General features: G+C 73.1%; 20 protein-coding genes. 5 read left to right on the forward strand and 15 right to left on the reverse strand.

Annotated features, from left to right (window positions below):
- The first annotated feature begins 116 nt into the window (after positions 1–116).
- A complete protein-coding gene (locus ABR738_RS16405; protein WP_350230718.1) occupies positions 117–1196 on the forward strand; it encodes an RDD family protein in 1080 nt (359 codons plus the stop codon).
- A gap of 49 nt (positions 1197–1245) precedes the next feature.
- Here the strand turns inward: ABR738_RS16405 and ABR738_RS16410 are convergent, their stop codons facing one another.
- The 9 genes from ABR738_RS16410 to ABR738_RS16450 all read right to left on the reverse strand — a co-directional run bounded on the left by ABR738_RS16410 (position 1246) and on the right by ABR738_RS16450 (position 10665).
- The gene (locus ABR738_RS16410) at positions 1246–1890 is read right to left on the reverse strand and encodes a dihydrofolate reductase family protein (RefSeq protein WP_350230719.1); all 645 of its coding nucleotides are present in this window, start codon (positions 1888–1890) and stop codon (positions 1246–1248) included.
- 112 nt (positions 1891–2002) lie between these two features.
- The gene (locus ABR738_RS16415) at positions 2003–2623 is read right to left on the reverse strand and encodes a hypothetical protein (RefSeq protein WP_350230720.1); all 621 of its coding nucleotides are present in this window, start codon (positions 2621–2623) and stop codon (positions 2003–2005) included.
- A gap of 184 nt (positions 2624–2807) precedes the next feature.
- Positions 2808–4271 (reverse strand): adenosylhomocysteinase, encoded by a 1464-nt coding sequence (gene ahcY / locus ABR738_RS16420; protein ID WP_350230721.1) that lies wholly within the window; start codon positions 4269–4271, stop codon positions 2808–2810.
- A 321-nt stretch (positions 4272–4592) separates the two neighbouring features.
- Complete coding sequence (locus tag ABR738_RS16425) at positions 4593–5552, reverse strand: cation diffusion facilitator family transporter (RefSeq protein ID WP_350230722.1); 960 nt, start codon at positions 5550–5552, stop codon at positions 4593–4595.
- Between the two features lie 81 nt (positions 5553–5633).
- Entirely contained in the window at positions 5634–6800 is a 1167-nt protein-coding gene (gene manA / locus ABR738_RS16430) for a mannose-6-phosphate isomerase, class I (RefSeq protein ID WP_350230723.1), read from the reverse strand.
- A 59-nt stretch (positions 6801–6859) separates the two neighbouring features.
- Positions 6860–7987: an SIS domain-containing protein gene (locus ABR738_RS16435; RefSeq protein ID WP_350230724.1), complete on the reverse strand. Its 1128-nt coding sequence runs from the start codon at positions 7985–7987 to the stop codon at positions 6860–6862.
- 80 nt (positions 7988–8067) lie between these two features.
- Positions 8068–8250, reverse strand: coding sequence for a Trm112 family protein (locus tag ABR738_RS16440; protein ID WP_350230725.1), 183 nt, complete (start codon positions 8248–8250; stop codon positions 8068–8070).
- 466 nt (positions 8251–8716) lie between these two features.
- Positions 8717–10078 (reverse strand): phosphomannomutase/phosphoglucomutase, encoded by a 1362-nt coding sequence (locus tag ABR738_RS16445; RefSeq protein WP_350230726.1) that lies wholly within the window; start codon positions 10076–10078, stop codon positions 8717–8719.
- A gap of 167 nt (positions 10079–10245) precedes the next feature.
- On the reverse strand, positions 10246–10665 hold the full coding sequence (locus ABR738_RS16450; protein ID WP_350230727.1) for a DUF3499 domain-containing protein: 420 nt from the start codon (positions 10663–10665) through the stop codon (positions 10246–10248).
- 209 nt (positions 10666–10874) lie between these two features.
- Between ABR738_RS16450 and ABR738_RS16455 the strand changes: the two genes are divergently transcribed.
- On the forward strand, positions 10875–11417 hold the full coding sequence (locus ABR738_RS16455; protein ID WP_388460892.1) for a metallopeptidase family protein: 543 nt from the start codon (positions 10875–10877) through the stop codon (positions 11415–11417).
- 50 nt (positions 11418–11467) lie between these two features.
- Here the strand turns inward: ABR738_RS16455 and ABR738_RS16460 are convergent, their stop codons facing one another.
- The 3 genes from ABR738_RS16460 to ABR738_RS16470 all read right to left on the reverse strand — a co-directional run bounded on the left by ABR738_RS16460 (position 11468) and on the right by ABR738_RS16470 (position 17721).
- A complete protein-coding gene (locus ABR738_RS16460) occupies positions 11468–13033 on the reverse strand; it encodes a DUF5719 family protein (protein ID WP_350230728.1) in 1566 nt (521 codons plus the stop codon).
- On the reverse strand, positions 13030–16866 hold the full coding sequence (locus tag ABR738_RS16465; protein WP_350230729.1) for a glycosyltransferase family 2 protein: 3837 nt from the start codon (positions 16864–16866) through the stop codon (positions 13030–13032). The genes ABR738_RS16460 and ABR738_RS16465 overlap by 4 nt, the downstream gene beginning before the upstream one ends.
- A 591-nt stretch (positions 16867–17457) precedes the next feature.
- Positions 17458–17721: a WhiB family transcriptional regulator gene (locus ABR738_RS16470; protein WP_267052898.1), complete on the reverse strand. Its 264-nt coding sequence runs from the start codon at positions 17719–17721 to the stop codon at positions 17458–17460.
- A 728-nt stretch (positions 17722–18449) separates the two neighbouring features.
- Here ABR738_RS16470 and ABR738_RS16475 point away from each other — a divergent pair.
- The 3 genes from ABR738_RS16475 to ABR738_RS16485 are packed head-to-tail and all read left to right on the forward strand — an operon-like array spanning position 18450 to position 21211.
- Positions 18450–18953 carry a cysteine dioxygenase gene (locus ABR738_RS16475; RefSeq protein ID WP_350230730.1) on the forward strand — a complete coding sequence of 168 codons (504 nt, stop codon included), beginning with the start codon at positions 18450–18452 and terminating at the stop codon, positions 18951–18953.
- Between the two features lie 12 nt (positions 18954–18965).
- Complete coding sequence (cofD, locus tag ABR738_RS16480) at positions 18966–19922, forward strand: 2-phospho-L-lactate transferase (protein WP_350230731.1); 957 nt, start codon at positions 18966–18968, stop codon at positions 19920–19922.
- Entirely contained in the window at positions 19919–21211 is a 1293-nt protein-coding gene (locus ABR738_RS16485; RefSeq protein WP_350230732.1) for a coenzyme F420-0:L-glutamate ligase, read from the forward strand. Before cofD ends, ABR738_RS16485 begins: the two co-directional genes overlap by 4 nt.
- Before the next feature lie 66 nt (positions 21212–21277).
- On the opposite strand, the gene ABR738_RS16490 is transcribed toward ABR738_RS16485, so the two are convergent.
- The 3 genes from ABR738_RS16490 to ABR738_RS16500 form a co-directional block, all read right to left on the reverse strand.
- On the reverse strand, positions 21278–22264 hold the full coding sequence (locus ABR738_RS16490; RefSeq protein WP_502964095.1) for a DNA-3-methyladenine glycosylase family protein: 987 nt from the start codon (positions 22262–22264) through the stop codon (positions 21278–21280).
- Positions 22265–22751: 487 nt separating this feature from the next.
- Positions 22752–23834: a mannose-1-phosphate guanylyltransferase gene (gene manB / locus ABR738_RS16495; protein ID WP_350230733.1), complete on the reverse strand. Its 1083-nt coding sequence runs from the start codon at positions 23832–23834 to the stop codon at positions 22752–22754.
- Positions 23835–23942: 108 nt separating this feature from the next.
- The gene (locus ABR738_RS16500) at positions 23943–25241 is read right to left on the reverse strand and encodes a peptidoglycan recognition protein family protein (RefSeq protein ID WP_350230734.1); all 1299 of its coding nucleotides are present in this window, start codon (positions 25239–25241) and stop codon (positions 23943–23945) included.
- Positions 25242–25272: the final 31 nt, after the last annotated feature.

The raw sequence follows: 25272 nt of genomic DNA on the forward strand, positions 1-25272 counted from the left end.
CTCCAGGCACTGGGGGCGGACGATCCGTACTACTGCGGCGCGTTGCGGGCCAGCTTGGCAGACTGGGGGGCTCGAGGGGTGTGGAAGGTCGTCGTTCTGTGAGGGTGGGGTATTCGGTGAGCGCGCTGGTCACGGGAGATGCGGTCGTACTGGGGCTGCGGCCTGCTCGGTTGCCGAGCCGGGCGCTGGCGCTGGCCATCGACCTGGCGGTGGTGTGGGCGGCGTACATCGCGGTGTCGATGGTGATGATGCTGACGACCGCCTCCCTGGACGCCGCGGCCCGGGCCGCGATAGCCGTGGCCCTGTTCCTGCTGGTGCTGGTCGGGGCTCCCATCGCGGTCGAGACGCTGACGCACGGACGGTCGCTGGGCAAGATGGCGTGCGGACTGCGGGTGGTGCGGGATGACGGCGGCCCCATACGTTTCCGGCACGCGTTGGTGCGCGGGGCCATGGGGGTCGTCGAGGTTCTGATGACCTTTGGTGTCGTGGCCTGTGTGTCGTCGCTGGTCTCCGAGCGGGGGCGGCGCATCGGTGACGTGTTCGCGGGGACGCTCGTCGTACGGGAGCGGGTCCCGTCGGGGCAGGGCGTGGCTGTCCCGCCTCCGCCGCCGTGGCTGGTCGGGCGGTTCGCGGGGCTTGATCTCTCGCGTGTGCCGGATGAACTGTGGCTCGCGGTGCGCCAGTACCTGACGCGTATGCGGCAGCTCGATCCGCAGGTGAGCTGGGCGATGGCGACGCGTCTGGCGGAGGACGTGGCGGGGCGTACCGGGGCGCGGCTTCCGCAAGGGGTGCCGCCGGCCGCGTTCTTGGCGGCGGTGGTGAGCGAACGCCAGGCCCGCGACGCACGGCGGGCCTTCGCCGGGGCGGGCGCCGGGTTGCCCGTGGGTCCCGGCGCGGGCCCCGGCGCGGGTTCTGGCGGAGGTTTCGGCGCGGGCCCCGGCGGAGGTCCGGGAGCCGGTTCCGTTTGGGTGCCCGGGGCGGCGGTCGATCAGGGTTCGGCGTCCGGCCCGGGTCCGGTCCACGGCTCGTACGCAGCCCCCGACGCGGCTCCCGACGCGGGGGTGGCCGCCCGGTCGGCCGGGCCTTCCGCTTCGGCCGGTGCCGCCCCGGCCACGGGCGTCGGCGAGCAGACCTTCTCGGGGGCGCGCGACGCAGAGGCCGCAGCGCGTTCCACGGGGTTCGCGCCGCCCGGCTAGCACTGCCCCGCCCCGGGTCGAAAAGCGCGACGGGCGGCCCGCCCGCGTGTCACCTTCGCCAGAACAGGTGGTGCGTCACGCCGCTCGGGCTGGGCACGACCTCCAGGTGGAACCGGTCGCGCAGCTCTTCGGGGGACTCCCAGAGCCGTAGCCCGGATTCGAGCTTCACCGGCGAGACCACCACGTGCAGGGTGTCGACGAGGTCGGCGTCGAGGAACTGCCGGATGGTGGTGACCCCGCCGCCGAGCCGGACGTCCTTGCCCCGCGCCGCCTCGCGTGCCCGCGCGAGGACCGACGCCGGGTCGCCGCCCACGAAGTGGAACGTGGTGTCGGAGAGCGTGAACGACGGGCGCTCGTGGTGGGTCATCACGAACACCGGTGTACGGAACGGGGGTTCCGCTCCCCACCAGCCAAGCCATTCGTGGTCCGACCAGGGGCCGCGCTGGGGCCCGAACTTGTTGCGTCCCATGATCTCGGCGCCGATGTCGCGGGCGAAGTCGCGGGTGAAGTAGTCGTCGAGGCCCCGGCTGCCGCCGGGCTCGGTGCGCATGGGCCAGCTGGCGGTGGCTCCGGCCCAGGCGAAAAGCCGCTCGGGATGGTCGAGTCCGAACGGCCGGTCGAGGCTCTGGTGCTCCCCGGCGGCGATGCCGTCGCTGGAGACGTTGAAGTTCATGACTCTCAGCAGCTGACTCATGGGTTTCCCGTCCGATCCTGTCGCGCGTCGTCGTGCGGCGGGAGCGCCGCACATCAACACGTCGAACGGAGCGGGGCCATTTCGACAGGGGCGCGCGGATCCGGCACCGGGGCTACGGCGTGGGGAACGTCGAGGGCGGGGTCTCCAGGGCTTCCAGCTCGATCCCCGGGGCCGCGAGCACGACGTCGCCGGCGATGTGGACGGCGTACTGCTCCCCCGTGTCCAGGGCGTTGACCTGGTATTCGTCCACGATCAGGGGGCCACTGTCAGTGGCGTGCGCTTCACTGTTCAGCAGGGCCCAGGACTGGTCGATCGTGCGGGGTGCGAGGACCGGATCCGTGAACAGGACGAGGCGGACGCGCGTCGTCGGCGACTGGGGGGTGAGGCGCAGCAGACGGGAGGTGGCGACGAGAAACGCGGGGGAGCCTGCGGTGAAGGCGTGGGCGCGGACGGTGCCTTCGCTCGCGTGGATCCCGAACGGGTCCGTACGGACCCAGGTGACGCCGTCGAGGGCGGCGCCTCGTACCTGCCAGCCGCCGGCATGGAGTTCGAGGCGGATGGGACGGCCGAGTTCGTCGAGCGCGAGGTCCACGGAGCCCGCCTGGTCTCCGGAGGGGGTGGTGAGCTGGGAGACGTAACGCCAACCGGATGGCCCGGGGGCGCAGTGGAAGTGTTCGTCACCGAGAGGGGTGTGGTCGTGCGGGTCGTGCAGCGAATAGCGGCCACGGGGCATGGGATCGGCAAGTCCTTGGGGATCGGGCGCTGACTCGGTGGGGCGGTACGGGGCAGGCCCCCGGCACGGGGGTGCGGGGGCCTGCTCAGGTACCGGTCGGCCAGTCGGGCAGCTGACCCTGCCGCGCGTTGTGCGGCCGGCCCGCCGCCGGGGTGGTGTTGCCCGGTGGCGGACCGCTCGGGGATCAGTAGCGGTAGTGGTCCGGCTTGTACGGGCCCTCGACCTCGACGCCGATGTACGCGGCCTGCTCCGGGCGGAGCTCGGTGAGCTTGACGCCGAGCGAGGCCAGGTGGAGGCGGGCGACCTTCTCGTCGAGGTGCTTGGGCAGCACGTACACGTCGGTCGGGTACTCGTTCGGCTTGGTGTAGAGCTCGATCTGGGCCAGGGTCTGGTCCGCGAAGGAGTTCGACATGACGAAGGAGGGGTGACCGGTCGCGTTGCCGAGGTTCAGCAGGCGGCCCTCGGACAGGACGATCAGCACCTTGCCGTCGGGGAAGGTCCAGGTGTGCACCTGGGGCTTGACCTCGTCCTTGACGATGCCCGGGATCCTGGCCAGGCCGGCCATGTCGATCTCGTTGTCGAAGTGGCCGATGTTCCCGACGATCGCCTGGTGCTTCATCTTGGCCATGTCGGCGGCCATGATGATGTCCTTGTTGCCCGTCGTGGTGACGAAGATGTCCGCCTTGTCGACGACCTCGTCCAGGGTCGTGACCTGGTAGCCGTCCATCGCCGCCTGGAGCGCGCAGATCGGGTCGATCTCGGTGATGATCACGCGGGCGCCCTGGCCGCGCAGGGACTCGGCGCAGCCCTTGCCGACGTCGCCGTAACCGCAGACGACCGCGGTCTTGCCGCCGATGAGGACGTCGGTGGCGCGGTTGATGCCGTCGATCAGGGAGTGGCGGCAGCCGTACTTGTTGTCGAACTTCGACTTGGTCACGGCGTCGTTCACGTTGATCGCCGGGAACAGGAGGTCGCCGTCGCGCATCATCTCGTACAGGCGGTGGACACCGGTGGTGGTCTCCTCCGTCACACCGCGGATCTCGGAGGCCAGCTGGGTCCACTTCTGGGGGTTCTCACCCAGAGTGCGGTTCAGCACGGTGAGGATCTGGGCGTACTCCTCGGAGTCCGCCGTCGAGGGGTCCGGGGCCGCGCCGGCCTTCTCGAACTCGACGCCCTTGTGCACCAGGAGGGTGGCGTCGCCGCCGTCGTCCAGGATCATGTTCGGGCCGCCGGTGGGGGTGTTCGGCCAGGTCAGGGCCTGCTCCGTGCACCACCAGTACTCCTCGAGGGTCTCGCCCTTCCAGGCGTAGACCGGGACACCCGCGGGGGCCTCGGGGGTGCCGTTCGGGCCGACGGCGATGGCGGCGGCCGCGTGGTCCTGGGTGGAGAAGATGTTGCAGGAGGCCCAGCGGACCTCGGCGCCGAGCGCGACCAGGGTCTCGATCAGCACGGCGGTCTGCACGGTCATGTGCAGGGAGCCCGTGATGCGTGCGCCGGCCAGCGGCTGCGTGGCGGCGTACTCCTTGCGGATCGACATCAGGCCGGGCATCTCGTGCTCGGCGAGATTGATCTCCTTGCGGCCGAAGGCGGCGAGGGAGAGGTCGGCGACCTTGAAGTCCTGGCCGGCGCCGGTGGCGTCAGTCGTCATGGGGAGCTGCTCCTCGTGGGTCGGTGTCGAGGGTGGGTACGGCTGATCTGCGGGCGGCGGCAGGCAGAAAAGTGCCCGAACGCGCTCGCAGCGCAGTCCGTCGGAGGCCCTCTCTCCCTCGGCCGGGTCCACAGGGGACAACCGACCGACCGCCATCAGCAGCGACGTCTGGCTCTGGTCACGAATCTACACCGATCGGCCCAGCGGACCCCAGTGCGCCTGATGAACGGCTTGCTCCCGCCCCCAGCGGGCCCGGTCCGGCGGCCGTACTCCGTGCGGGCCCGACGGCGGGAGCCGGGCCGGGCCCCCACGGACATGGGCTCAGCGGCCGCCCGGGGTGGCGGCTGGGTCGGGGCCCGCCGCTGCTTCTTCGGCGCTGTAGATGTCCGGTTCCAGGTAGATGACCCGGGCGATCGGGACCGCCGCGCGGACGCGCGCCTCGGCCTCGTTGATCGCGGCGGCGATCTCGCGGGCCGTGTCGTCGTGCTGGACGGCGATCTTGGCGGCGATCAGCAGTTCCTCGGGGCCGAGGTGGAGGGTGCGCATGTGGATGACCGAGGTGACCGTGTCACCGTCCACGATCGCCGCCTTGATCTTCTCGACCTCCTCCATGCCCGCCGACTCGCCGAGCAGCAGCGACTTCGTCTCGGCGGCCAGGACCATGGCGATGAGGATCAGCAGGACGCCGATGCACAGGGTGCCGATGCCGTCCCACACGCCGTTGCCGGTCGCCACCGCGATGCCGACGCCCGCGAGGGCGAGGGCGAGGCCGACCAGCGCGCCGAAGTCCTCAAGGAGGACCACGGGGAGTTCGGGTGCCTTGGCGCGGCGGATGAACTCCTTCCAGGAGAGCTGGCCCCTGGTGACGTTCGACTCCTTGATCGCCGTACGGAAGGAGTAGCCCTCCGCGACGATGGCGAAGACGAGGACGCCGACGGGCCAGTACCAGGCCTCGATGGCGTGCGGGTGCCTGATCTTCTCGTAGCCCTCGTACACGGCGAACATGCCGCCGACCGAGAACAGCACGATCGAGACGAGGAAGGCGTAGACGTAGCGCTCGCGCCCGTAGCCGAAGGGGTGTTGGGGTGTCGCCTCACGTCGGGCCTTCTTGCCGCCGAGCAGCAGCAGGCCCTGGTTGCCGGAGTCGGCCAGCGAGTGGACGCTCTCCGCGAGCATCGACGACGAACCGCTGAACAGGAACGCCACGAACTTCGCGGCCGCGATGGCGAGATTGGCGCTCAGCGCCGCCACGATGGCCTTGGTTCCGCCTGACGCGCTCATGGAGGTGCCGTCTTCCCTTCGTCGGTTGCCATCGGCGGGGACCCGGCCCGTGCCCGGACCCCGCGGCGGCACATTGTCGCATCAGGCGACGACGGTGGCGCGGAACACCGTTCCCGTACCGGACAGTTCGGCCATTTCCCCCGCCGGTACGAAGACGGAGGTGCCCGGAGTCAGGGTCAGTCCGCCGACCGCGGGGCTGCCCGCCGTGCACAGGAGGATCTGCGGCGTCGGCGCCGTCAGGTCGGTGGGGGCCGCGCCCTCGGCCCGTACGAAACGGGACAGGCGGAACTCGTCGATCGGGGTCTCGTACAGCTCCTCCCCCGTCACCGACGCCTCGGGGCGCAGCACACCGGGGTCGGTCGGCTCGAAGCGTACGACCCTGAGCAGTTCGGGGACGTCGACGTGCTTGGGGGTCAGGCCGCAGCGCAGGACGTTGTCGGAGGTGGCCATGATCTCCACGCCCAGGCCGCCGAGATAGGCGTGCGGCACGCCCGCGCCGAGGAACAGCGCCTCGCCGGGCTGGAGTTGGACGTGGTTGAGGAACATGCCCGCGAGGACGCCGGGGTCGCCGGGGTAGTGGTGCGCGAGCGAGGCGTACGCGCTGTACTGCGCGCCCCCCAGGCGGGCGCAGGCGGCGGCCGTCTCGGTGACCGTCGCCGCCATCTCCTCGCGGTCGGCGCCCAGCACGGCGGTGAGGACTTCGCGCAGGGCCGCCTCGACGGGGTGGGCGCGCAGCAGATCGACGTACGGTTTGAGGGAGTCGACCTCCAGCGCCTCCAGCGTGCGCGCGGCCTCCTCGGGGGCGCGGAAGCCGCACAGCCCCTCGAACGGCGTGAGCGCGCAGATCAGTTCGGGCTTGTGGTTGGCGTCCTTGTAGTTGCGGTGCGGCGCGTCGAGCGGGATCCCGGCCCGCTCCTCGGCCTCGTACCCCTCCTTCGCCCGGGCGATGTCGGGGTGGACCTGGAGCGAGAGGGGGGCGTCGGCGGCGAGCAGCTTGAGCAGGAAGGGCAGGCGCGGCCCGAACCGGGCCACCGCGGCGCGGCCGAGTTCGGCCGCCGGGTCCGCCGCGATCAGGTCCGACAACGATGTCAGACCGGCGCCCCGGTCGAGGCGTGAAGGGGCCATGGGGTGGGCGCCCATCCACATCTCGGCCTGGGGCTCGTCGGTGGGGGCGGCGCCCATCAGCTCCGGAATGAGGGTGGTGGAGCCCCAGGCATAGGGACGGATGGTGTTGGTGAGACGGTCCATGAGTCCTGTGTTCTCTTTCGGCTGCCGGGCGCGGGCTCCGGCCGGGTGTGCGGGCGGGGTCAGGCGGACGCGATCGTCAGGTACACGGTGGCGAAGTCGGCGATGGCGAGGAGTTCGGCGAGGCATTCGAGCTCGCTGCCCTCCTCGGGCTCGAGTTCGCTGACCGGGGCGTCGTGGCTCAGTGCCAGTTCGCGGGCGGCGGGCAGGGCCGAGAGACCGCCGGCGGGCCGGTCGCGCAGCAGGACGACCCGGGCGTGCAGCCGCTCCGGCTCCTCGACGCGGTCGCGGAAGAAGTCGTCGGGGTCGGCGCCGGCCGCGAGCGAGCCCGCGAGCAGCACGCCGTGGACGGGCAGCGCCTCGGGGAGCGCGGCGGCGAGCGCGGGGTGGCCAGACAGTTCGCTGAGCACAGCCGCGAACCGGCGCCCCGCCGGTGCCGCGCCCACGCCTTCGGTCCAGATCAGCGGCAGCGATTCGGCGAGCTCGGAGGCCAGGGTCTTGGCCGGGTTGCTGTAGGTCGCGATGGCGGGGCCGCAGCGCTCGGCCGTGCGGTCCAGGCGTACGGCGATCTTCTCGATGGTCTCCGGGGACGCGCTGAGCAGGCCGACCCGGTCGAGCAGCGCGAGCAGGGGGGTGAACAGGGACCACAGGGCGCCCGGGCTCGCGGCGGACATCTCCGCCCCGTCGGGTTCGAAGGGGCCCGCGGCCAGCGGGACGACGAGGCCGTGCACCCCGTCCACGGCTTCCGCGAGCGGGGAGCGCTGGGGGGCGACCGCGACGACGTTGCAGCCCCTGCGGTAGGCCTGCTCGGCCAGGAGGGCGAGGCCGGGCTCGGAGCCGTCCGTGGTGGTGATGAGCAGCAGGTCGACGGAGCCCGCCCAGCCCGGCAGCGTCCAGCGCAGGGCGCCGGCGGCGGGGGCGACGCCGGTGGATTCCAGGCGGGTGACCGGCGCGAACGCGCCCGCGAGCGCCGTGATCAGGTCGGCGACGCCGGCCGCCGCGGTGCCGGGGCCCGCGATCAGCACGGAGCGCGGCCGGCCCTCGGGCTTCAGCTCGGCGATGCCGGCCTCCACCGCGTGCCGGGCCGCGGTACGGACGCGTGCGCCCGCCTCCGCCGCGCCGCGCAGCAGCCCTCGGTGATCGGCCCGGGCGAGGGCTTCCGGTGCGTCGAGCAGCGACTCGTCGAGCATGGGGTCGGCCTCCGGCTGTACTGGGCGGGTTACCGGGACGGGTTACCTGGTCTGGGCGCGCGCTGGGTGCCCGTGGCGCGTCACGCGGGTCGGCGGGCCTCGTCGACCAGGAGGACCGGGATGCCGTCGCGCACCGGGTAGGCCAGTCCGCACTCCTTGCCGGTGCAGGTCAGCTCGGGCTCGTCCGCCGAGGTCGCGTCGCTGAGCGGGGCGTGGCACGCCGGGCAGGCGAGGATCTGGAGGAGGCCGGCTTCGAGCGGCATGAGATTCCCTTCGGCGTGCTGTGTCCTGGTGCGCGTACGGGTGCGCACCAGGGGGGCCTGATCAGCCTACCGCCGGGGTGAGCGGGCTGCGTGCCCGCCGAGCAAGCCGGTGCGGGAGCGCGGGGGTTGCACCGACGCCCTGGCCGGGCGGGGTGGGCGGCGGGGGCGCGCCCTGCGCTCTGAAAGCGGGCGAGTGGGGCGCGTTGACCCGGGGCGCGAACGGCCCGGGCCGCAACGGTCCAGGCCGCACAGCGCACGGGCCGGACGGGGTGGGTGACGGGGGGCGCGCCCTGCGCTCTGAACGCGGCGAGCGGGGCGCGTTGACCCGGGGCGCGAACGGCCCGGGCCCATTCGCGGCCCGGGGCGCACCCCGCCCAGTCACGGCGGCGTGATGGCCCGGCACGGCGGACCGGCTCGACGGCCCAGCGCGACGCCCCGGCGCCACCTCGGCGCCGCGCCTCGCTCCTCAGCCGCGTACCAGCGTCAGAACCTCGTCGCGGACCTTCGCCATCGTCGCTTCGTCACGGGCCTCGACGTTCAGGCGCAGCAGGGGCTCGGTGTTGGAGGCGCGCAGGTTGAACCACCAGTCCTGGGCGGTGACGGTCAGGCCGTCGAGCTCGTCCAGGGTGAGGCCGTCCTGGTCCGCGTACGCGTCGCGGACCGCCGCCGCCCGGGCCGACTGGTCGTCCACCGTGGAGTTGATCTCGCCGGAGCCCACGTAACGGTCGTACTGCGCGACGAGCGCGGACAGGGGGCCCTCCTGGCCGCCCAGCGCCGCCAGGACGTGGAGCGCGGCCAGCATGCCGGTGTCCGCGTTCCAGAAGTCGGCGAAGTAGTAGTGCGCGGAGTGCTCACCGCCGAAGATCGCCCCGGTGGCCGCCATCTCCTGCTTGATGAAGGAGTGGCCGACCCGGGTGCGTACGGGCGTGCCGCCGTTCTCGCGGACCACCTCGGGCACGGACCAGGACGTGATGAGGTTGTGGATCACGGTGCCGCCGGGGTGGCGGGCCAGCTCGCGGGCCGCGACCAGCGCAGTGATCGCGGACGGCGAGACCGGCTCACCGCGCTCGTCCACGACGAAGCAGCGGTCGGCGTCGCCGTCGAAGGCGAGACCCAGGTCCGCGCCCTCGGCGATGACGCGGGCCTGGAGGTCCACGATGTTGGCCGGGTCGAGCGGGTTGGCCTCGTGGTTGGGGAAGGTGCCGTCGAGCTCGAAGTACATCGGGACCAGGTCGAGGGGCAGGCCGTCGAACACGGTGGGCACGGTGTGCCCGCCCATGCCGTTGCCCGCGTCGACCACGACCTTCAGGGGGCGGATGGCGGAGAGGTCGACCAGGGCCAGGAGATGGGCCGCGTAGTCGGTCAACGTGTCGCGCTCGACGATCGTGCCCGCCTTCGCGGCCGGGGCCGGCGCGCCCTGCCGCGACCACTGCTCGACCAGCGCGCGGATCTCGGCGAGGCCGGTGTCCTGGCCGACCGGCGCCGCGCCCTTGCGGCACATCTTGATGCCGTTGTACTTGGCCGGGTTGTGCGAGGCGGTGAACATGGCGCCCGGCAGGTCGAGGGCGCCGGACGCGTAGTAGAGCTGGTCGGTGGAGCACAGTCCGATGAGGGTGACGTCCGCTCCGAGCGTTGCCGCGCCGCGCGCGAAAGCCGCGGAGAGACCGGGCGAGGAGGGTCGCATGTCGTGGCCGACGACGATGGCGTCGGCCCGCGTCACGGTGACGAAGGCGGCGCCGAACAGCTCGGCGAGGGCCTCGTCCCACTGATCCGGCACCACTCCGCGGACGTCGTACGCCTTCACGATCTGCGACAGATCAGCAGCCACGACCCAACCTTCCTTGACGGCGTCGCCGATGCCCTTGGCGGGCGCCGGCCGGGCTCCCAAACTACCCGCCGCCGCGGGGACACAGGACATGGCGCGGGCGGCCGGGCGCATGACCGCGCCAACTCGGCCGAATAGGCGGTGGGGTTGAGGGCGCGCTGCGGTCGCCCTCAGGATTCGGGTGAGCGCAGCACGCGCAGATGACCTCGGCGGCCGACTTCCACCGGGTCCGCGGCGCGCGCTCCACCGGCCTCGGCGGCGCGCTCCTGGGGACGCGCGGCCTCCCGTACGGCATTGGCAAGCGCTTCCAGGTCATCGCCGCTGGGGCGGGCCGGAGCGGAGCCGTCCGTCAGGCGCACGACCTCCCAGCCACGGGGCGCGGTCAGGCGCTCGCCGTGCTCGGCGCACAGGTCGTAGCAGTGGGGCTCGGCATAGGTGGCGAGCGGACCGAGGACTGCGGTCGAGTCCGCGTAGACGTACGTCAGCGTCGCGACGGCAGGGCGACCGCACGCGGTGCGCGAACAGCGACGTACAGGGCTCACGACGTTGGACGGTACCGCACTCTTGACCGGGCCGCGACGACTCTCCACCAGCTCACTCCACCGTGTCGCGGTGTGAGCTCGGGCACACGCCCCCTTGGAGCAACTGCGCTGACCTGCGCGGGAACAGCGGACCACGGGCGGCTACCGCCCTTCTGGCGCCCGCCACTTGGGAACGATTCGGTCAAAAGGCACGCAATCCCGGGTCCGGACAGCCGGGCAACCGCTCTCACTCGTGGCCGAAATGGTCATCGGGCGACATGCGGCCGCGCGCGCCGTTGCCGCGATCGCCATCCGTCCCGGAGGGCTACGCTGCGTCAGTGATGGACAGCTCCCACTCAGCCGAAGGTACTGGCTCCCGCTCGGGGCCCCGGCGCCGCGACCGGCACGGCCGCGGCATGCGCGGGCCCGTGGCGCCGCCCCAGGTGCCGCTCTCGGCCAGCAGGGCGGAGACCTTCCGCGATCTCGTGCTGGACTCGGTGGAACGCCTGGAGCGGCGCTGGCCGCAGCTCCAGGAGGTGGAGTTCCTGGTGGCCGACGTGCCGTTCAAGGAGTCACCCGGCACGGTGAACGACGAGGTGGACGGGTCGTCCTGGAGTGACGAGGCCGTGCCGCTCGGCCGTGCGGTCGCGGCGGGCAAGGACCGCCCGGCCCGGATCCTGGTCTACCGCAGGCCGGTCGAGATCCGCACCAAGAACCGGGACGAGCGCGCCCTGCTCGTGCACGAGGTCGTGGTCGAGCAGGTCGCCGAACTCCTAGGCCTGGCGCCGGAGTCGGTCGACCCCCGGTACGGACAGGACTGACCCCGCCCGCGTCCCGTCATTTCTCCAGGACGGTGAAATCCTGCGCCGCGTCACTTCTCCAGGACCGTCAGGTCCTGCGCCGCGGCCGGGACCGCGACCGTGCCCTTGTCGTCCGCCAGCGTCTGCACCGTGAACATCGGGACGCCGTCCTGGGTGACGGCCAGCGTGCGCGAGGCGTAGACCGCGCCGCCGTTGGGGTCGGGCTCAACGGTCAGGGCGTAGGAGCCCTTGAGGCCCGAGGGGGCCGGCGGATCGACGGCGAGCGTGGTGCCCGCCTTCACGGTGTACGTCTTGGACTGCGGGTCGCCGCCCTCGGTGCCCGGGGACGAGGTGACCTTCACGGTGGCGTCCTTGGTGCCCGGCGCCGTCAGGGCGAGGGTGGCCGCCTTGTCGCGGTTGTCGGTGACCGTCGCGCGGGCGCCGACCGGTGAGGCCGCCGGGATGAAGGCGATCTCCTGCTTGTCTCCGGTGCCGCGCACCACGCGCAGCGCCGCGACGACCGGAGTGCCGTCGTCCGCATCCGGGGTGAGCAGAAGGGAACCCGGCTCGCCCCGTGTGACGTTCTTCAAATCAAAGGACGCCGTCATCCCCGCCTTCACGTGCACGGAGTCCAGCCCCGCCGGGGTGAAGCTGCCTCCCTTGCTCGCCAGCTTCACCTTGAGGTCCGCGTCGTCCGAGCCCTTGGCGTACACGACAAGGCGTACGTCGGTGGCGTCGCCCGGGATGCCCGGAAACACCTGGGAGGGCGCCGCGTCCGCCGACGCGGGCAGCCAGTCCGCGCCCGCCTTCGCGTCGGTGGCCTGGACCGCCGCGCCGATCCGCCCCGCCCGGGTGGTGACATGCACCGTCAGATCGTCGGCCACCGTGCCGGTCAGAGTGGAGAGGAGAACGGCAACGCTCGACTTGGCGGGGATCGTGATGCCCTCGCCGGTGTCGGCCTTGAGGGGACCGTCCGCGCCGAAGAGGTCGATGTCGGCGACGGCCGCGGTGTCGTCGGGGTTGGTCAGATGGACGTAGTCCTGACGGTCCTTGGCCGTGGACGCGCCGGGGAACCAGAAGTCGGCGTCCGGCGTGGTGCAGCCGGTGCCGAGCAGCGCGCGGCCGACGCCGCCGGTGATCTGGGTGGTCTGCTGGGCCGTCCAGCCCGGGGCCAGCAGGCCGTCGGCCGAGCCGGCGAGCGCGGGCGCGTCCGAGCCGTTGGCGGTCGCGGTGACCGGCTTGCCCGGCTCCTTCAGGGTGAGGACGGGCTGGCCGGAGGGGGTCTTGCCGGTCGCCTTCGTGCCCTTGGCGTCCTTGGCGTCCTTGCCCGTGGTGGCGGGCGCGGAGGCGCCGGCGTCGGGGGACGACGGCACCGCCGCGGACAGCGCCGCCGTGCCCGGCTTGCTCTGCGACGCGCCCTGGGCCGCGCCCTTGGGTGTGAACGCGGTGTACGTCGTCTGGGCGAGGTCGGAGTTGCTGGGCGCCGGGCACAGCAGGCTCGTCCGCTCGACGGGCAGCCGTAGCGGGTTCTTGGGGCCGGTGTCCGCCGGGCCGCCCGGCGCGGTGAGCGAGGCGAATCCGGTCAGCGCGACGAGCGCGACGGCCCCCGACGCGAGGGAGAGGGTGGTGCGCTTCACTGCTGACTCCCGTCGGGGCGGTGCGGCTGCTGCTGTTCGGGGTGCTCGGGGTGCTCGGGCGGGTATCCGTAGCCGTACGGGTCGTACTGCCCCTCCGGTGCCTGCTGGGAGGCGTGCGGTTGCTGCTGGTAGGGGTCGTACGGGTGCTGCCGGCCCTGCGCGTCGGTGTACTGGCCGTCGGTGTACTGGCCGTCCGCGTACTGGCCGTCCGCGTACTGGCCGTCGCCGTATGGCTCGCCGCCGTACGGGCCGGCGCTGTAGGCCCCCTCGGCGTACTGGCCCGCGCCGTACTGTCCCTCACCGAACTGGCCCTCGGCGTCCGGCACTTCGGGATGTGCGGGCTGGGGGTAGGGGCCACCGGGCTGGCCGCCCTCGGGGTACTGCTGATAGCCGGCGTACTGCTGCTGGTACGGGTCGTACTGCTGCCCCGCCTGCTGGTCGTGCTCGGCGGCGCCGGCGGCCGGGGAGGCGGTGGCGTACTGGGCCGCGTCCCACTCCCCGTACGCGGCCTGCCGCGGCACGTCCGCCCCCGGCGTCGCGTGCTCGTCGGCGGGGGTCTCGGCCTCGGCGTCGGCCTGCGCGCGGAGCCGGCGGGCCCGGCGGCCCTCGCCCTCGACGGGCTGCGCCGGGACGGCCGCCACCGCCTCCTGCGCGTCGGGCAGATCGTCGTCGATCCGGCGGCGCCGGCCCGGCAGGGCGAGCACCAGCAGGACCACGGCGAGCGCGGCCTGGACCCAGATCCACAGGGTGTGGATGAGGGGGGCGTCGTAGGTGACGTCCAACCTGCCCGCCTCGGCGGGCAGTTCGAAGCCCTGAGCCCAGCCGTCGACGGTGGTCTTCTTCAGCGCCCTGCCGTCGAGGCTCGCGCTCCAGCCGGGGGCGGCCTTGTCGGCGATGCGCAGGACCCGGCCCGCCGTGCCGGCCGGGATCTTGGTGTGGATGTCGACGGGGTCGGCCGCGACCGGCAGACTCTCGCCGCCCTTGGCCGGCACGATCACCGCACGGGCGACCTGGCGGTCCACCCGCCACAGCGCGCTGCCGTCGAGCTGGCTGAGCCGGCTCAGGCCCGGCGTCGCGTCCAGGGTGCGGGCGAACGCGCGGGGCGCGCCGTCGCGCACCAGCACATAGCGCACCGCGAATCCGCTGAGCTGGCTCGACTGGTCGGCGCCGGAGCCCGCGACGAGGTTGGCGACGACCTTGCCGAGCCGGGCGTCGTCGCCGCCGGACGCGGCGAGTTCGGCGTCGCCGAGCTGTCCGCCCGAGCCGCGTACCAGTGTGTACGCGACCTTGGCGGGCGAGGTGCCGCCGAGCACCAGGGTGCGGGCCTGGTCGCGGGTGCCGCTCTCCTCGGCGACGAACGCGGGCACCTGCACCGGGTCGCGCCGCTCCAGCGGGCCGTCGGCGCCGCCGATCATCCAGTGCGCGGCGGAGTACAGGGGGCCGAGCACGGCGGCGAGCGCGATCAGGGCGGCGACCGGCTGGCGCCAGCCGAAGCCGTGGCCCGCGACGCGGGTGCGGCCGTATTCGGCGCCGAGCGCGGCGGCGGCGAGCAGCGCGAGCCCGTACACGAGGGTCGCCGGGCCCGCCCAGGCGTCTCGGTTGGACAGGATCGCGAAGAGGAACCCGATGAGCGCGACCGCCCAGGCGGCGCGGATGGCGAACGCGCGGTGTTCGCGCAGCAGGGCGGCGAGGGCGGCCGCGACGATGCCGATGAGCAGCAGCCCGCCGACGGCCTTGGGTCCGCCGGGGCTCGCCCCGAGCAGGTCGAGCGCGCCGGCCGAGCCGTTCCCGTACGCGAGGCCCGCTTCCTTGAGGAACCCGGAGGGGCTGGTCAGCAGGGTGAGCGACCAGGGCGCGAGCATCAGCAGCGGGGTGGCGACGGCGGCCAGGAAGCGCAGACCGTACGCCGTGATGTCGCCCCTGCGCAGCGCGAGCACGCTGATGCCGAGCAGCACCGCGATCGGCCACACCAGGGGCGTGAACGCCATGGCGACGGTCAGGAGCAGCGCGTACGTCCAGGTGGCGCGCCAGCTGCCGCGTGCCTCGGTGCCGCGCAGTCCGGCCGCGGACACCCCGGCCCGGGCGATCAGCGGCAGCAGGATCGCGAGGACGGCGGTGCCGAGCCGGCCGGCGGCGAGCGCGCCGGTGGCGGCGGGCAGGAAGGCGTAGGCGATGGCCACCCAGGCGCGCAGCTGGCGGGAGGCGAGGAGCGGGCGCGCGGCGAAGTAGGCGGTGAGGCCGGCCAGCGGGACCGAGCAGACGAGCAGCAGGGTCAGCGCGAAGCTGGTGGAGCCGAAGCACAGTGCGGACAGGACGGCGACGATCGCGAGGTAGGGCGGCGCGGTCTGGGTGCCGCCCACGCCGATGGGGTGCCAGGCGTCGGCGTAGCGGGCCCACAGGGCGCCGGTACTTCCTGGCGCGGGCAGCAGGGCGCCGCCCATGAGCGAGCCGCCGCCGTACAGGCCGCGGCAGGCGACGAGCGAGACGATCAGGAGCAGCGCGAAGAGGACCGGCGCGGGTTTGCGGGCGATCTTCTTGAGGCGGGCGAACTGTTCGATCTCCAGGAAGTCGGCGTCGTCGCCGCCAGGCCCCGATTCGACGGCGCCGTGCCGGGAGCCGCCGGTGTCCTCGGTGCCCGCGCCGAGGCTCGCCGCGACCGATTCGACGGTGGCGCGGATGGTGGCGCCGGGCGGCGGGAACAGGGGGCGCAGCTCGCTCGACTCGACGGCGCTCCTGCCGCGCTTCTTACGTCCCGCGAGGATCCGGCCCGGCCGCAGCAGGGTGCCCGACAGGCCCATGACCTCGTCGACGGCCTGGCCCGGCACCTTGCCCACCAGGTAGGCGAGGGTCCGCAGCAGGGTACCGATCACGATGCGCAGCACCACGTAAGGGAGCAGCGCGGGACGCGAGTTGACGAGCATGGTGTAGACGGCGCCGGCCTTGTCGACCCGGTGGGGGTTGACGACGGAGCGTCCCGCGCAGTCGACGGCGCGGCGTTCGCGGGCGGCGGCCTCGGCGTGGCGGAGCGTGGCGTCGGGGGCGACCAGGACGGTGTGTCCTGCCGCGTGCGCGCGCCAGCACAGGTCGACGTCGTCGCGCATCAGGGGCAGCGCCCGGTCGAAGCCGCCGAGTTCGTCCCACACGTCGCGGCGGATCAGCATGCCGGCGGACGAGACCGACAGGACGGGCCTGACCTGGTCGTGCTGGCCCTGGTCCTGTTCGCGCCGGTCGAGACCGGTCCAGCGGCGGCCGCTGTGGGCGATGGAGACGCCGACTTCGAGGAGTTGTTTACGGTCGTACCAGCCGCGCAGCTTGGGCCCGATGATGCCCGCGTCCGCGCCGGCGTCGGCGACCCGCAGCAGTTCGGCCAGCGCGCCGGGGTCGGGCGCGCTGTCGTCGTGGAGCAGCCAGAGCCACTGCACGGGCTCGCCGTGCGGGAGTTCGGGCAGGTCGTAGCTGTCGTCGCGCCAGCTGCGCGAGACCGGGTCCCAGCCGCTGGGACGCTTGAGATAGGGCAGGTCGTCGGGGCCCAGCACGGGGGCGGCGCGGACGGCCTCGTCGACGGCGGCGCCGAAGCCGGTGCGGCGGGCGAGGTGCAGGACGCGTTCGTCGCCGAGCGCTTCGGCGACCAGGCGCGCGGAGTCGTCGGCGCTGCCGGTGTCGGCGGCGTACGCGTTCTGTACGGGGCGTTCCTGGCCGAGCAGTCCGGCCAGGACGTCGGGGAGCCAGCGTGCGCCGTCGTGCGAGACGACGACGGCGGTCACCACATGGCGGGGGAATTCGGGAGTCACGGCCGCCTCGTACGGGGCCGTCGACTGGCTGTGCACGGACATCGAGGTACGGGCCCCTCCGCCCCGGAAGGCTGCTGTGCGGACTGCGGTCGGCGCGGCCGGTGGTGCGAGACGGGCTCTGACGTGACCGGAGTGCCGTGGACAGCGCCCCACACTAACGTCTGCCGCCCAACCGGTCCGCCGCCCGCGGATGGGGCGCCGGGGGTGGGCGGTTGGTTGTGTACGGGTTGTGTACGGAGTCGGACGGTTTGCGCGGGGACGGGGCGGGCGTCCGCCGGGTTTTGGCGGGGACGGTCGCCGGGGTGGGGTTGCCGTCACCCGGGCCGGGCGAGGGTGGCCGGGGTGGGTCCGGGCGACGGCCACCGGCGACCAGGGCAGCGGCCCGTCGCAGGCCGGCAGCGGAGGTGCCCCACAGCAGGGTGATGGAAGCCGGACGCAACCAAGTGACGCCGGTCCGCAGCGCAGTAGTCAAGGACGCCCTCGACCGGCGGCGCAGCCCCGCCGTGGGGCGGCCGGGTTCCTATCGGGGCCCGCGACCCCGTCAAGCCGCTGGGCGGCCCGGGTCCTTGAGCGGTCCGGGCCCCGGGCCGGCCCGGGCTCTTGAGGGGCCCGGGCCCTGGGGCGGCCCGGGTGTCAGATCGCGGCCTTCTTCAGGCGGCGGCGCTCACGTTCGGACAGGCCGCCCCAGATCCCGAACCGCTCGTCGTTGGCGAGTGCGTACTCAAGGCATTCGGACCGGACTTCACACGCGAGGCAGACCTTCTTGGCCTCTCTGGTGGAGCCGCCCTTCTCGGGGAAGAAGGATTCGGGGTCGGTCTGGGCGCAGAGGGCCCGTTCCTGCCAGCCGAGCTCCTCTTCGGCCTCGTCGACCAGCAGTTCCTGAAACAGCTCGGTCATGTGCGCCCCTCGTCTGTCTTTTGCTGCCCCGTGATGTTGCCGTTACCGAATCCGGCCGAACGACACGAGTGAAATTACAAGTGTGTGGATCCGGGCGAGTCAAGCCGAGATCTGCTATTGGGCCCCGTATTCACTCTGCGGAACCAAGGCTATGCGGAAAGTGTTCAAATCGGCAAAAACCTGACACATGCCACTGGCGCACGCCACCGCCTCTCCGCAGGGACCCACTCGACTCCCGCTCGACCGTGACCACAGACGAGGACGAGACGACTATTGATCTTGTTGCGCCCGTACCCAGAAAGCGGCCCGGATCACATTCGGATCACGAGAAGGTGGCGGTGTTTGAGTGCACGCCTGCTGCGCCACATCTCCCGCCCCCCGACTGCACAAACCTTTCTCCGGCCACAGCAACCGGATAAGGTGAAACATTGCGGCCAAACCGGTCATTGGGTTGACAGCGACCCCACCGACCCGCTCTTCTGGATCGCATGTCAGTGACCACAGCGCACCGAGCGACCCACGTCCGTGGGTTCCGCAGCGCTGTCCAGGCGCGCTGCTGCTGTTCCAGCTGTTGATCCCGCACCGCTTGCTTCCCGTGCGATCCAGCTTCTCCCCTCGCCTCCCCCAAGACGCCTCGCGTCCACTGCGGGCGGCCGCCGTCTCCCCCTGCGCGAGACCCCCCTTTCATCTGCGACACCCCAGCACTCCCGCCGAGGAACCCCCGCACCATGAACAGCAGCCACAGCGACCTCCAGATCGCCGGTGACATCCTGGAGGTCCAGCACCTCCTCCAGCCCGCCCGCGAGCACCCCGCCACGGTCGCCGAGTTCGCCGGACTCGCCCGTTCCCTCGCCGCCGACCCCTCCCAGTGGGCCCCCCTGGTCCAGTACGACGCGGCCTCCCGCTGGTACCACCGCCTGCGCACCGGGCCCGGCTACGAGGTCTGGCTCCTGTCCTGGGTGCCCGGCCAGCGCAGCGGCGTCCACGACCACGGCGCGTCGTCGGGCGTACTGACCGTCCTGGACGGCACGTTGACCGAGCACACCGAACGCGGCGCGCGGCCCCTTGCGGCCGGATCCCAGCGAGTGTTCGCTCCGGGCTACGTCCACGAGGTCGTCAACGACTCCCTGGAGCCGGCGGTGAGCCTGCACGTGTACTACCCGGGCCTGACCGACATGCCGATGCACCCCGCCCGGTCCGCCCCGGCAGCCCAGGATGTCGTACCCGCCTGACAGACTCTGCGTATGCGCATTGTGGTTCTGGCAGGCGGCATCGGTGGTGCCCGCTTCCTCCGTGGTCTCAAGTCAGCCGCCCCCGAGGCCGATATCACCGTCATCGGCAACACGGGCGACGACATCCATCTGTTCGGCCTGAAGGTCTGCCCCGACCTCGACACGGTGATGTACACGCTGGGCGGCGGCATCAACGAGGAGCAGGGGTGGGGGCGTACGGAGGAGTCCTTCACCGTCAAGGAGGAGCTGGCCGCCTACGGGGTGGGGCCCGAGTGGTTCGGGCTCGGCGACCGCGACTTCGCGACCCACATCGTCCGTACGCAGATGCTCGGCGCGGGCTATCCGCTCAGCGCCGTCACCGAGGCCCTGTGTGCCCGCTGGCAGCCCGGCGTCCGTCTCATCCCGATGTCCGACGACCGCGTCGAGACGCATGTCGCCGTCGAGGTGGACGGCGAACGCAAGGCGATCCACTTCCAGGAGTACTGGGTGAAGCTGCGCGCCTCCCTGGACGCGCACGCGGTGGTGCCGGTCGGCGCCGAGCAGGCCAAGCCCGCCCCGGGCGTCCTCGAAGCGATCGCCGCGGCCGACGTCATCCTCTTCCCGCCGTCCAACCCGGTCGTCTCGGTCGGCACCATCCTGGCCGTGCCCGGCATCCGTGAGGCGATCGCCGAGGCGGGCGTGCCGGTGGTGGGCCTCTCCCCCATCGTCGGCGACGCTCCGGTGCGCGGCATGGCCGACAAGGTGCTGGCGGCGGTCGGCGTGGAGTCCACGGCGGCGGCGGTCGCCGAGCACTACGGCTCGGGCCTGCTCGACGGCTGGCTGGTCGACACGGTGGACGCGGCCTCCGTCGCCGGGATCGAGGAGGCGGGCATCCGCTGCCGCGCCGTGCCGCTGATGATGACGGACCTGGAGGCGACGGCCGCGATGGCCCGCGAGGCGCTGACGCTGGCCGAGGAGGTCCGCGCGTGAGCGCCGCCTCCTTCCGGGTGTGGGCGGTCCCCGGGCTGCCGGAGGTCCAGCCGGGCGACGACCTGGCCAAGCTGATCGCGACGGCCGAGCCCGGCCTCGCCGACGGCGACATCCTGCTGGTCACCTCGAAGATCGTCTCCAAGGCGGAGGGCCGGATCACCGAGGCCGCCGACCGTGAGGCGGCCATCGACGCCGAGACGGTACGGGTGGTGGCACGGCGCGGCTCCCTGCGCATCGTGGAGAACCGGCAGGGCCTGGTCATGGCCGCCGCCGGGGTCGACGCCTCCAACACCCCCGCCGGTACCGTCCTGTTGCTCCCCGAGGACCCGGACGCCTCGGCGGCCGCCATCCGCGCGGGACTGCGGGACGCGCTGGGCGTCGAGGTCGGCGTCATCGTCACCGACACCTTCGGGCGGCCCTGGCGCGACGGCCTGACCGACGTGGCGATCGGCGCCGCCGGCGTACGCGTCCTGGACGACCTGCGCGGCAGTACGGACAAGCACGGCAACCCGCTGAGCGCCACCGTCGTCGCGCTCGCCGACGAGCTGGCCGCCGCCGGTGACCTGGTCAAGGGCAAGGCGGGTGGCCTTCCGGTCGCGGTGGTGCGGGGCCTTGGGCACCTCGCGGGCGAGGGTTCGGCCCGCGAGATGGTGCGCGCCGCCGACGACGACATGTTCCGCCTGGGCACCTCGGAGGCGGTACGGGAGGCGGTCACCCAGCGGCGTACGGTACGGGCCTTCACGGACGACCCGGTCGACCCGGGCGCCGTGCGGCGCGCGGTGGCGGCCGCGGTGACCGCGCCGGCCCCGCACCACACCACGCCCTGGCGCTTCGTGCTCCTGGAGTCCGAGGAGTCCCGCACCCGGCTGCTCGACGCCATGCGGGACGCCTGGATCGCGGATCTGCGGCGCGACGGCAGGTCCGAGGTGTCCATCGCCAAGAGGGTCGCGCGGGGCGAAGTGCTGCGCGCCGCGCCGTACTTGGTGGTCCCCTGCCTGGTGATGGACGGCGCGCACCACTACGGCGATGCCCGGCGCGACGGCGCCGAGCGCGAGATGTTCGTGGTCGCCATGGGCGCGGGCGTGCAGAACTTCCTGGTCGCCCTCGCGGGCGAACGGCTCGGCTCGGCGTGGGTGTCGTCCACGATGTTCTGCCGCGATGTCGTACGCGACGTCCTCGGGCTGCCCGCCCAGTGGGACCCGATGGGCGCGATCGCGGTCGGCCGTGCGGCCGAACCCCCCAGGGAGCGGCCGGCGCGGGACGCCTCGGCGTTCATCGAGGTGCGCTGAGGTCACCGCTTCGGGGCGCGCCCGGGACGGCGCTCGCGCGTGCGGGCATGAGCGCGTGCGGCGTCGCTACAGCGGGGCGATGTTGTTCGGCTGGAAGCGCGGGGCCCGGCGCGGCGGGGTGCGGCCGCTGAGCAGGATCAGGCGGGCGGCCCGGTGGCGCTGGCCCGCGTACGGCGCGAGCAGGGTCAGCATCTCGGCGTCGTCCGCGCGGCGGTTGCCGGCCAGGGCGTGGCCGATGATGCCGGGCAGATGGAGATCGCCTACCGTCACCAAGTCGGGTGCGCCGATGGCCCGTTGCAGAGTTTCGGCGGCCGTCCAGGGGCCGATGCCCGGGATGAGCTTGAGCCGCGCGGCGGCCGCCTCCTGGTCCATCGCGACGGCCTCCTCCATGCGGCGGGCCACCCGCACCGCGCGCATGATCGTGTCCGAGCGCTTGGAGTCGACGCCGGCGCGGTGCCACTCCCAGGACGGGATCATCGCCCACGCCCTGGCGTCCGGCATGACGTACATGCCCTCGGGGGCCCCGCCCGGCGCGGGCTCGCCGAACCCGCGCACCAGGAGCCGCCAGGCGCGGTACGCCTCGATCGCGGTGACCTTCTGCTCGAGGACGGAGGGGATCAGGGACTCCAGGACGAGGCCGGTACGGGTCAGGCGCAGGCCCGGGCGGGTACGGTGCGTCTCCGCGACGAGGCGGTGGCGGGGTTCGAAGGCCTCCGGGTTGTCCAACTCGCCCAGCATCGCGGGGAGTTGGTCCAGCATCCACTCCGCGCCCTCGCCCCACGCCTCGGCGTGCGCGGTGTCCCTGGTGGCGGTCACGCGGAGGGTGGCGGGGCCGGCGGGGGTGCGTGAGGTGCGCCATACCGCGCCGTCGGGGGTGGTGCGGTAGGTGGGGTCGGCGGGGCCGCGTCTGAGGGGGCCCAGGACGAGGGGGAGGTCGAGGGGGCCCTTCGACGTGACCCATACGCGGGTTCGCGTGGCCGGCCGCGGCCGCGGGGCGGTGGCGCGTGGCGGTCGGCCGGGGGTGTGGGTGCGGGGGGTGAATCGTCCTGCCACGGGTGGTCCTCGAAGGGGTGGGTTCCCTCCGAGAGTACGCCCCCTCAACCGCGAACCGGCCCCCACCCAAGCCCCCTGGGGCTCCGCGGCTGAACGCGCTCGTCCTCAAACTCCCCCAAGGCCTCAAGGGCCAGGGGGCACCCCCATGACCGGCTGGGTATGCGCATGCCGGCCCGCACCGGGTGCCTCAGGGGCGCGGGGAACTGCGCGCCCAGCCACCCACAACCCGCACCCAAGGCCCCTGCGGCTCCGCCCCAGACCCCCGTTCACGCTGAACGCGCTCGTCCTCAAACTCCCCAAGGCCTCAAGGGCCAGGGAGGACCCCATGACAGGCTGAGGATGCCGCTGTGGCCAGCACCGACCCCGCCAAGGGCGCGGAGACACGCTGAGGTTGCCCGTGCCGGCCAGCACCGGATGCTCAGGGGCGCGGGGAACTGCCCGACCAGCTACGTACGGCCCGCGCACGAAAGGCCGCCCCACGGGGCTCCTACTGGTCCGAGGAGAAGCGGACCGCCCCCGCCGGCAGGGCGGCCCCGCACCACACCCGCACCCCGCACCGCAGCTCGTTGTCGGCGCCGACATCCGCGCCGTCCCCCACCACCGCGCCGTCCAGGATCGTCCGCGCGCCGATCCGCGCACCCGCCCCCACCAGCGAATCCGTCACCACCGCCCCCGCCTCGACGACCGCACCCGCCAAAATCGCGCTGCCCTCCACGCACGCCCCCGCGCCGATGACCGCGCCCTCTGCCACCACCGTGCCGCCGGTCAGCTTCGCGTCGGGGGCGACCTTCGCCGTCGCCAGGACCAGGCGGTCGCCGCAGCGGCCGGGGACGGCGGGGGAAGGGGCGCGGCCGAGGACCAGGTCCGCCGAGCCGCGTACGAAGGCCGCCGGGGTGCCGAGGTCGAGCCAGTACGTCGAGTCCACCATGCCCTGGAGGTGGGCGCCGCGGGCCAGCAGGCCGGGGAAGGTCTCGCGCTCCACCGACACCGGCCGGCCCGCCGGGATGCTGTCGATGACCGAGCGCCGGAACACATACGCGCCCGCGTTGATCTGGTCAGTGACGATCTCCTGGGGCGTCTGGGGCTTCTCCAGGAACGCCGTGACCCGCCCGGTCGCGTCCGTGGGGACGAGCCCGAACGCCCTCGGGTCGTCGACCCGGGTGAGGTGCAGCGAGACGTCCGCGCCGGACGTGCGGTGGGTGTCCACGAGGGCGCGGATGTCCAGGCCCGTCAGGATGTCGCCGTTGAAGATCAGGACCGGCTCGTCGGGCCCGGACCGCAGCCGCGAGGCCACGTTGCGGATGGCGCCGCCCGTGCCAAGGGGCTCGACCTCGGTGACGTACTCGATGCTGAGGCCGAGCGACGAGCCGTCACCGAAGTACGGCTCGAACACCTCGGCCAGGTAGGAGGTGGCCAGGACGATGTGGTCGACCCCGGCCGCCTGGGCCCGGGCCAGCTGGTGGGTGAGGAAGGGGACGCCCGCCGCCGGAACCATCGGCTTGGGCGTGCGCACCGTGAGCGGGCGCAGCCTGGTGCCCTTGCCGCCGACCAGGAGGATCGCTTCTGTCACCTGTCGTCTCTGCTTCCTGCTGGGGCCGGCCTTCGGATTCCGTCGCACGTTCGGCGGAACTCCCGGCCGGCCAGTTTATGCAGACCCCCCGAGCGCCTTCGCGGCCGGTCAGCGCCGGCCCTGGTAGTGGGCGGCGGCGACCCGGGCGGTGCCGAGCCTGCTGTACAGGCGCGCCCCCGGGCAGTCGGTGGCGAATCCGTCGCGGTGACCGGCGATGGCGTTGAAGCGGACGCTGCGGCCCTTCTTGTAGCGGTTGCCGCCACCCGAGACCAGCGTGCTCTTGCCCTTGGGGTTGAGCCCGTACAGACCGAGCTTCCAGGCCGCGAGCTGTTCGACGGCCCTGAGTGCGGCACCCGACGGGTTGGTCCTGTTGTAGGTGCCGAGGACCGCGATGCCCGTGCTGTTGGTGTTGAACCCCAGCGTGTGCGCCCCCATCACGGCCCTCGCCACGCCCCCGGCGCGCCCCTCGTAGATGTTTCCGCACTTGTCGACCGCGAAGTTGTAGCCGATGTCCCGCCAGCCGCTGCTCTTGACGTGGTAGCGGTAGATGCCGCGCAGCACGGAGGCCGACTGGGCGCAGCTGTATCCGTTGCCGGTCGCGGTGTGGTGGACGAAGGCGACCTTGACGGACTTGGTGTAGACGAAGCCGCGCTCGCGCAGCCGCTCGTCGGCGCCCCAGCCCCGGCGCGTGATGATGCGCGGCCGGGGTCCGATGGGGGGACGGGCCAGGCTGTCGGCGCCCGCCACGTCGGCGGACTCGATCCCGGCGCCCGTCACCTCGGCCGCCTCGGCCCGGGTCGCGGCCTCGTCAAGGGCGGGCAGCACATCGGGGGTCTCGACGGCCCGGGTGTTCTCGCCCGCGTCCCCCTCGGCGGGCCCGGCCCCGGGGTCGACGAGATCCAGGCGCAGCCCGCCCGGGAGCGGGGCCGCGTCCTGCCCGTCCCCGGCCGGCTCCGCGTCCACACGTGCCTCCACGGCGTCCGAGTCACCGACCCACAGCGGCGCGGTGGAGCCGCGCAGGGGCCGGGCCGCCTCGGGGGTGCCCGGGTCGGCACCGTGGTCCTGGTTGTGGGTCTCCAGGTCCTGCCAGGCCGACCAGGCACCGGAGGCGCGGGCCCGGGTGCGGACCTGGACGCTGCCGCGCAGTTCGTCCCGCGCGTTGTCCCACACGACGCCGACGAGGGAGAACGGCCGCACCTCCCGTGCCGCCAAACCCTCTTGGGAGGAGCCGCCCCCCACGCGATTGGCGCCGGGCAGCGGCGCGAGCGGCAGCGACTGGGTGGAGCCCGCGGGTTCCGCGGCCGCCGCCGGGGCCGAGGCGGTCGTCGTGGCGGCTGTGGCCACGGAAGGAAGAGTGAGGGCCGCGACAGCGGCGACGCCGATCGAAGACGCAAGGAAGCTACGCATGTTGACGATCCTGGTCATACCCGTACAAATC

This window comes from Streptomyces sp. Edi4, from assembly GCF_040253615.1.
Classification (GTDB): Bacteria; Actinomycetota; Actinomycetes; order Streptomycetales; family Streptomycetaceae; genus Streptomyces.

Excerpts from the sequence above, each read along its gene's own strand:
- ABR738_RS16470 (WP_267052898.1), bottom strand. The coding sequence starts at position 17,721 with ATGACCGAGCTGTTTCAGGAACTGCTGGTCGACGAGGCCGAAGAGGAG.
- ABR738_RS16465 (WP_350230729.1), bottom strand. The coding sequence starts at position 16,866 with ATGTCCGTGCACAGCCAGTCGACGGCCCCGTACGAGGCGGCCGTGACT.
- ABR738_RS16455 (WP_388460892.1), top strand. The coding sequence starts at position 10,875 with ATGCGGCCGCGCGCGCCGTTGCCGCGATCGCCATCCGTCCCGGAGGGC.
- ABR738_RS16435 (WP_350230724.1), bottom strand. The coding sequence starts at position 7,987 with ATGCTCGACGAGTCGCTGCTCGACGCACCGGAAGCCCTCGCCCGGGCC.
- ahcY (WP_350230721.1), bottom strand. The coding sequence starts at position 4,271 with ATGACGACTGACGCCACCGGCGCCGGCCAGGACTTCAAGGTCGCCGAC.
- ABR738_RS16415 (WP_350230720.1), bottom strand. The coding sequence starts at position 2,623 with ATGCCCCGTGGCCGCTATTCGCTGCACGACCCGCACGACCACACCCCT.
- ABR738_RS16410 (WP_350230719.1), bottom strand. The coding sequence starts at position 1,890 with ATGAGTCAGCTGCTGAGAGTCATGAACTTCAACGTCTCCAGCGACGGC.
- cofD (WP_350230731.1), top strand. The coding sequence starts at position 18,966 with ATGCGCATTGTGGTTCTGGCAGGCGGCATCGGTGGTGCCCGCTTCCTC.
- ABR738_RS16475 (WP_350230730.1), top strand. The coding sequence starts at position 18,450 with ATGAACAGCAGCCACAGCGACCTCCAGATCGCCGGTGACATCCTGGAG.
- ABR738_RS16425 (WP_350230722.1), bottom strand. The coding sequence starts at position 5,552 with ATGAGCGCGTCAGGCGGAACCAAGGCCATCGTGGCGGCGCTGAGCGCC.
- manA (WP_350230723.1), bottom strand. The coding sequence starts at position 6,800 with ATGGACCGTCTCACCAACACCATCCGTCCCTATGCCTGGGGCTCCACC.
- ABR738_RS16500 (WP_350230734.1), bottom strand. The coding sequence starts at position 25,241 with ATGCGTAGCTTCCTTGCGTCTTCGATCGGCGTCGCCGCTGTCGCGGCC.
- ABR738_RS16440 (WP_350230725.1), bottom strand. The coding sequence starts at position 8,250 with ATGCCGCTCGAAGCCGGCCTCCTCCAGATCCTCGCCTGCCCGGCGTGC.